The sequence below is a fragment of the Streptomyces virginiae genome, assembly GCF_040638905.1.
In the GTDB taxonomy this organism is placed as follows: domain Bacteria; phylum Actinomycetota; class Actinomycetes; order Streptomycetales; family Streptomycetaceae; genus Streptomyces; species Streptomyces virginiae_B.
This window is the reverse complement of sequence record NZ_JBEZYV010000057.1, coordinates 23372-29569: the sequence shown is the minus strand read 5'-3', so window position 1 is coordinate 29569 and position 6198 is coordinate 23372. Positions and strand designations below refer to the sequence as shown.

5 protein-coding genes are annotated in these 6198 nt (G+C 73.1%); 3 read left to right on the top strand and 2 right to left on the bottom strand.

Going from position 1 to position 6198, the window contains the following annotated elements; genetic code table 11:
- Window positions 1-481: 481 nt before the first annotated feature.
- Complete coding sequence (locus AB0F82_RS37005) at window positions 482-922, top strand: DUF6086 family protein (RefSeq protein WP_362635818.1); 441 nt, start codon at window positions 482-484, stop codon at window positions 920-922.
- A 3-nt stretch (window positions 923-925) separates the two neighbouring features.
- On the opposite strand, the gene AB0F82_RS37000 is transcribed toward AB0F82_RS37005, so the two are convergent.
- Window positions 926-2062: a serine hydrolase domain-containing protein gene (locus AB0F82_RS37000; RefSeq protein WP_362635815.1), complete on the bottom strand. Its 1137-nt coding sequence runs from the start codon at window positions 2060-2062 to the stop codon at window positions 926-928.
- Between the two features lie 109 nt (window positions 2063-2171).
- Complete coding sequence (locus AB0F82_RS36995; RefSeq protein WP_356812770.1) at window positions 2172-3323, bottom strand: ROK family transcriptional regulator; 1152 nt, start codon at window positions 3321-3323, stop codon at window positions 2172-2174.
- A gap of 55 nt (window positions 3324-3378) precedes the next feature.
- Here AB0F82_RS36995 and AB0F82_RS36990 point away from each other — a divergent pair, with 55 nt between their 5' ends.
- Both AB0F82_RS36990 and AB0F82_RS36985 read left to right on the top strand, forming a co-directional pair.
- Window positions 3379-4617: an MFS transporter gene (locus tag AB0F82_RS36990; RefSeq protein ID WP_362635812.1), complete on the top strand. Its 1239-nt coding sequence runs from the start codon at window positions 3379-3381 to the stop codon at window positions 4615-4617.
- Between the two features lie 108 nt (window positions 4618-4725).
- Window positions 4726-6123, top strand: a complete 1398-nt coding sequence (locus AB0F82_RS36985) for a uracil-xanthine permease family protein (RefSeq protein ID WP_362635821.1) — start codon at window positions 4726-4728, stop codon at window positions 6121-6123.
- Window positions 6124-6198: the final 75 nt, after the last annotated feature.

Genomic DNA, 6198 nt, shown 5'->3' with positions numbered 1-6198 from the left:
CCGTCAGGCAGGAGCGCGTAGAGATTGGATGCGCCCCGGGCTCCGCCCGGACGCATCCGACGCCCCGTCCCTGAAAACTGGTCAGGGCCCGTTCCTCTGGGGGCTTCCCGGCTGTCCTCGTATTTCCGGGGCGGGACGGTCGGTCAAGGGTGGCCGAAGGCCATCACGAAGTGACGCGACGAAGGAGCGCCCTTGACGGGCCGGCCCGACACGGAGAGACGATGGGACTGACGGGAAACCCCCAGGACATCCCTGACGCCGCTCCAGCGGCTCCCGACCATCCCGAAGCCCCCGCGTCCTTCCCGTCGCCGCCCGAGCGGCTCCCGACCATCCCGAACCCCCACGCCTCCCCGACCCCCGCCCGAGCGGCTCCCGACCTTCCGCAACCACCGCCCCCGCCTCCGCCCCCGCCGCCGCCGCCGCCTCCGACACCACCCCACCCCGTACCCTGACGCGTCGTGATCAACTGAGAGGTGGCGTGGTGAGCCAGTACTTTGACGTGGGCGACGAGACCCTGTGGAACCCGTCCAACGGCGCCTCGCGGATGTTTCAGCGCCAAGTGGCCGCCTTCGAGGCGGAGATGGGACTCCCTTCCGGCATCGGGCCGATGGAGAACGACGAGTGCCAGATCGACCCCGCCGTCTTCGAGGTCTTCGTCAATGCCCTGTTGGCGCGGCACCGGAGGACCAGCCACGCCGTCATGCTCGCGCTCTCCGAAGGGTTCACCGCCACGGTGGTGGTGCTCGCGGAGCGCGCCGGCATCCGGGTGGACTGGGGGCAGCACGGGGCCACACCGGAGACCCCCTTCGAAAACGTGCAGGCCTCCGGTGTGACGGGGCTGTCCGCTCCTGCGGAGGGTGGAGCGTGGGGTGCGGGGATGCGCGCGAGGGCGTGGGAACTGGGGCGGCGCATGCCGCGCTGATGGTCACGGGCAGAGGGCTTCGTCCACTGTGGCGTCGACGCGTTCCATCACCGTCTTGTCGGTCGCTTGGGTGGTCACCGCGATGTGGGCGGCGCGGCGGCCGTGCTCGGTGGCTCCGCCCCGGGTCTCGTATCCGGGGAAGCTGCCGCCGTGGCCCCAGTAGACGCCGCCGCACGACAGGGGCCTGCTCACGAGCCCCAGTCCGTAGCCCGCGCCGCGGCCGAGGTAGTCGGCGGGGACGGTGGTGCGCATCTGGGCGAGCTGGGCGTCCGGGAGGAGGTGGCCCCGTAGGAGCTCGGAGAAGAAGCGGTTGAGGTCCGAGTTGGTGGAGATCAGCTGGCCGGCCGCCCAGCTCCAGGAGGGGTCCATTTCCGTGATGTCGCGCAGCGGCCCGTTCGCTGATTCCCGGTGGTAACCGTGGGGGTGCGGCTCGCGGATGGTCACGTCCCCGGGGGCGGGGAAATAGGTGTGGCGCAGCCCGAGGCGCTGGATGATGCGCCGGTCGATCTCCTGGGCGAGGGGCCGGCCGGTGACCTTTTCGGCGATCAGGCCGGCCAGGACGTAATTCGTGTTGCTGTAGGCCCATTTGGCCCCGGGGGCGAAGTCGGCCTTGTGCCGGAGAGCGATGTCGAGGAGGTCGCGGGGGTGATACGGCCGGGGCTGGAGGTCGTCGTGCTCGGTGTAGTTGGGAAGTCCGCTCGTGTGTTGCAGCAGCTGGCGGACGGTGATGTGGCGTCCGTCGATGTCCTCCCCGCGGACGAGGCCGGGGAGGTAGGTGTCGACGGGGGCGTCCAGGCCGACCCTGCCCTCGCCGACCAGTTGGAGTACGACCACGGCGGTGAAGGTCTTGGTGTTGCTGCCGATGCGCACCTGCCCGTCCCTGGGCACCTTCGATCCGGTGGCCAGGTCGCCGACCCCTGCGACGTACGTACGGGTCCGGCCGGCGCGTTCCGTGACGCTCGCCAGCGCGGCGGGCAGGCCGTCGGAGCGCACGAGCCGGTTCAGGTTCTGCTGGACGGTGCCCGGTCCCGTCGCGGCCGCGACGGACGGCGCCCGGACACTCAGGGCGCTCAGGGCCATGACTGCGACGGCCGTGACCGCCGCGACCGGCCGCAGCTTCTTCCGTGCCTGTTTCCCCATGAGCCAGCTCCCCTGTGATCGTCGGCAATACGGCGGTGGACGCCGAGGCCGATCCTTCCGGGCGCGGCCGGGCCGTACGATCCCGCTACCGCCCGCACGCCGGGTGGGGTTACCCCCCGAAGAGGACGCCCTGGGCCGCTTCGCGGGCGGCCAGGCGGGCGCCCGACAGGACTGCCGGGTCGCCCAGGGTGGTGGCGCGGATCTCCGTGGGGACGGGGGTCAGTTTCGCCAGCCGGTGGGAGACGCGGGCGGCCAGGGCGGGGCCGCCCGCGCGGCCGAGTTCTCCGGCCAGGACGACGCATCCGGGGTCGAGGAGGGCCGCGGCGGCCGCGGCGCCCAGGGCGAGGCGTTCGGCGAGGGCTTCGAGGAAGGGCTCGCCCGCGGCGCCCGCGACGGCCTGCTCGGCGGGGCCCGTGAAGCCGTGTTCGCGCGCCAGCGCGGTCACGGCGTCCCGGCCGGCCAGGGCGTGGAACCCGCCCGCGCAGTCGGCGGCCGAGGGCAGTCCGCCGGTGCCCGGCACCGGGAGGAAGCCGATCTCGCCCGCGCCGCCGGAGGCGCCGCGGCGCAGCCGGCCGTCCAGGACGACCGCCGCGCCCACGCCGGCGCCGAGCCACAGCAGGACGAAGGAGTCCAGGTCGCGGGCGACGCCGAGGCGCTGCTCGGCGAGGGCGGCCAGGTTGGTCTCGTTCTCGACGACCACGACGGCGGGCAGGGTCCGTTGGAGGGCGGTGACCAGGTCGCGGTGCCAGGCGGGGAGGCCGATGGTGTCGCGGAGTTCGCCGGTGGCGGGAGTGACCAGGCCGGGGGCACCGACGACGACGGTGTGCAGTTCGGCGGCGCCGGCCTCGTGGGCGGTGCGCAGCAGGGCCGCGACCGCGTCCTCGGGTGCGCCGACGGGGAGGGCGGCTTCGGCGAGGGGGTGGCCGAGCAGGTCGGTGACGACGGCGGTGACCCGGTCGGTGCGGACGTCGAGTGCGGCCAGGTGGGCGCGGCTGGCGACGATCCCGTAGAGCTTGGCGTTGGGGCCGCGGCGCTGTTCGCCGGATTCGCCGACGACTTCGATCAGGCCGGCTTCGGTGAGCCGGTCGACGAGGTCGGCGACGGAGGGGCGGGAGAGGCCGGTCAGGGTTTTCAGCTGGGTGGCCGTCAGCGGTCCGGAGTCCTGAAGGAGTTGCAGGGCGAGGCGGTCGTTGATGGCCCGGGCCGTGCTGGGTGAGGCGGGGGACGGTACCGGTGCGGTCGCTGGAGTCACGGCGCCCATCCTAGGGAGTCGGGACCATCATCTATCAGGCAGGGTCCCTGATAGTTTATGCGTCATGACCGGGGATTCCGACCTCAGCCCAGCGCGCCTGCGCCATGCCCGTTTCGCCATCGCCGCCGTCTTCTGCGCCCACGGCGCCGTCACCGGCTCCTTCGCCACGCGCATCCCCTGGATCCAGGACCACGCCCAGCTCAGCGCGGGCACCCTGGGGCTCGCGCTCGCCTTCCCCGCCCTGGGCGCCGCGCTGGCGATGCCGCTGGCCGGGCGGATCAACCACCGCTTCGGCGCGCGGGCCGCGCTGCGGGGGCTGCTGGCCATGTGGACCCTCTCGCTGATCCTGCCGAGCCTCGCCCCGAACCTGCCCGTCCTGTGCATCGCCCTCCTCGTCTACGGGGCCACCGCGGGCATGTCGGACGTGGCGATGAACGCGCTGGGCGTGGAGACCGAGAACCGGCTGGGCCGCTCGATCATGTCCTCCCTGCACGGCATGTGGAGCGTGGGCGCGCTGCTGGGGTCCGCCGCCGGTACGGTCGCCGCGCACACCGGGACCGACGCCCGGCTGCACCACCTGGTCGCCGCGCTCGTCCTGACCGCGGGCGGGCTGGTCGCCGTACAGGGCGTGCTGGACCTGCGCAGCGACGAGGAGACGGAGGCGCCGCCGCACTTCGCGCTGCCGCCCAGGTCCGCGCTGCTGATCGGCGCGATCGGGTTCTGCGCGGTGTTCGCCGAGGGTGCGAGCCTGGACTGGTCGGCGGTCTACCTGCGGGACGTCCTGCACACGGACGCGGGCCTGGCGGCCGCCTCCACCACAGCCTTCGCGCTGACCATGGCCGTGGCCCGGCTCGTCGGCGACCGGGTGGTGGACCGCTTCGGGCCGGTGCGCACGGTCCGCGCGGGCGGCGTCCTGGCGACTGTGGGCGGTCTGCTCGTGGTCGGCGTCCAGCACCCGGCCGGGGCACTGGCCGGCTTCGGGATGATCGGCCTCGGCATCGCGGTGGTGGTCCCGCTGGCCTTCGCCGCGGCGGGCCGCAGCGGCCCGGCTCCGGCGCGGGCGATCGCCGGTGTCGCGACGATCACCTACACCTCGGGGCTGATCGCACCGTCGGCGATCGGCGCCGTGGCCGACGCGACCTCGCTGGTGGTGTCGTTCGGGCTGGTGACCGTGCTGGCGTTCGCGCTGGTGGTGGGTGCAGCGGTGCTGCGCCCGAAGTCCCCGGTCGGGCAGTCCGGGGGCGGGTTCACCGGGAAGGCCGGCCCCTCCGACCGGGACGAACCTGCCGATATCCGGCCGTAATATGTCGACTGGCCGCAGCAGCACTCCGTGCGCTGCGGCCTCGATGTGGGCGCGGCCGCGGCCGCGCTCGTCCGGATGGCCGGAAAGACCGGGAAAGAGGAGTGGAACATGGGCCTCGGCGTGGGCTGGACCCTGCACGGTGACGGGCGGACTCCCGCCCCCGGCGCGGTGGTCCGGCCGGAGGAGCGGCTGTCGTGGCCGCGGACCGCCGGGCTGGGCGCCCAGCACGTCGTGGCGATGTTCGGGGCGAGTTTCGTCGCCCCGGTCCTGATGGGCCTGGATCCGAACCTGGCCATCATGATGTCCGGCATCGCGACGGTGATCTTCCTGCTCGCGACGCGCGGCCGGGTGCCCTCGTACCTGGGCTGCTCGCTGTCCTTCGTCGGTGTCGCGGCGGCGATCCGGGCGGCGGGCGGGGACAGCGCGGTCGTCACGGGTGCCGTGTTCGTCGTCGGCGCGGCACTGTTCCTGGCCGGTCTCGCGGTGCGGCGCTTCGGCGCCCGCATCATCCACACGGCGATGCCGCCGATCGTCACGGGCGCGGTGGTGATGCTGATCGGCTTCAACCTGGCGCCGGTGACGGCGTCGACGTACTGGCCGCAGGACCAGTGGACGGCGCTGCTGACCATGCTGTTCACCGGGTTCGCCGTGGTCTGCCTGCGCGGTTTCTGGTCGCGCATCGCGATCTTCCTGGGGCTGGTCTTCGGGTACGCGATCTCCTGGCTCTCCGACCTGCTGTTCGGGAAGATCCACTCGACGGTGGGCGGCGAGGCGGCCGTGGACCACTGGCGCCTGGACCTCTCCGCGGTCGCGAAGGCCGACTGGGTCGGGCTGCCGTCCTTCCACGGGCCGTCCTTCGAGTGGTCGGCGATCCTGGTCGCCCTTCCCGTGGTGATCGCGCTGATCGCCGAGAACGCCGGGCACATCAAGGCCGTCGGCGAGATGACCGGCGACCCCCTCGACGACGAGCTGGGCACGGCCATCGCGGCGGACGGCGCCGCGTCGATGCTGTCCACGGCGGTCGGCGGCCCGCCCAACACCACGTACTCCGAGAACATCGGCGTCATGGCGGCCACCCGCGTCTACTCCACGGCGGCCTACTGGGCGGCGGCGGGTTTCGCACTGCTCTTCGGCCTGTGCCCCAAGTTCGGCGCGGTCGTCGCCGCGATCCCGGGCGGCGTCCTGGGCGGCATCACCGTCATCCTCTACGGCATGATCGGCCTGCTCGGCGCCCAGATCTGGATCAACGGCAGGGTGGACCTGCGCAATCCGCTGAACCTGGTGCCGGCCGCGGCCGGCATCATCATCGGTGTCGGCGGCGTGAAGCTGCAGATCACCGACAGCTTCGAGCTGGGCGGCATCGCGCTGGGCACGATCGTGGTGATCGGCGGCTACCACGCGCTGCGGCGCTTCGCCCCCGCGCACTTGAAGCCTCAGGAGCCCCTGCTCGACGCGGGCACGTCCGCCTACGACGACGGCGGGGAGGCGGAGGACAAGCCCCGTTGACGGGGTTTCGCCCGAACCGGGGAAGCGTACGGCCAAGTTCCCCGGATCCGCGCCGGCGCCTGCGACTCTGCCTCC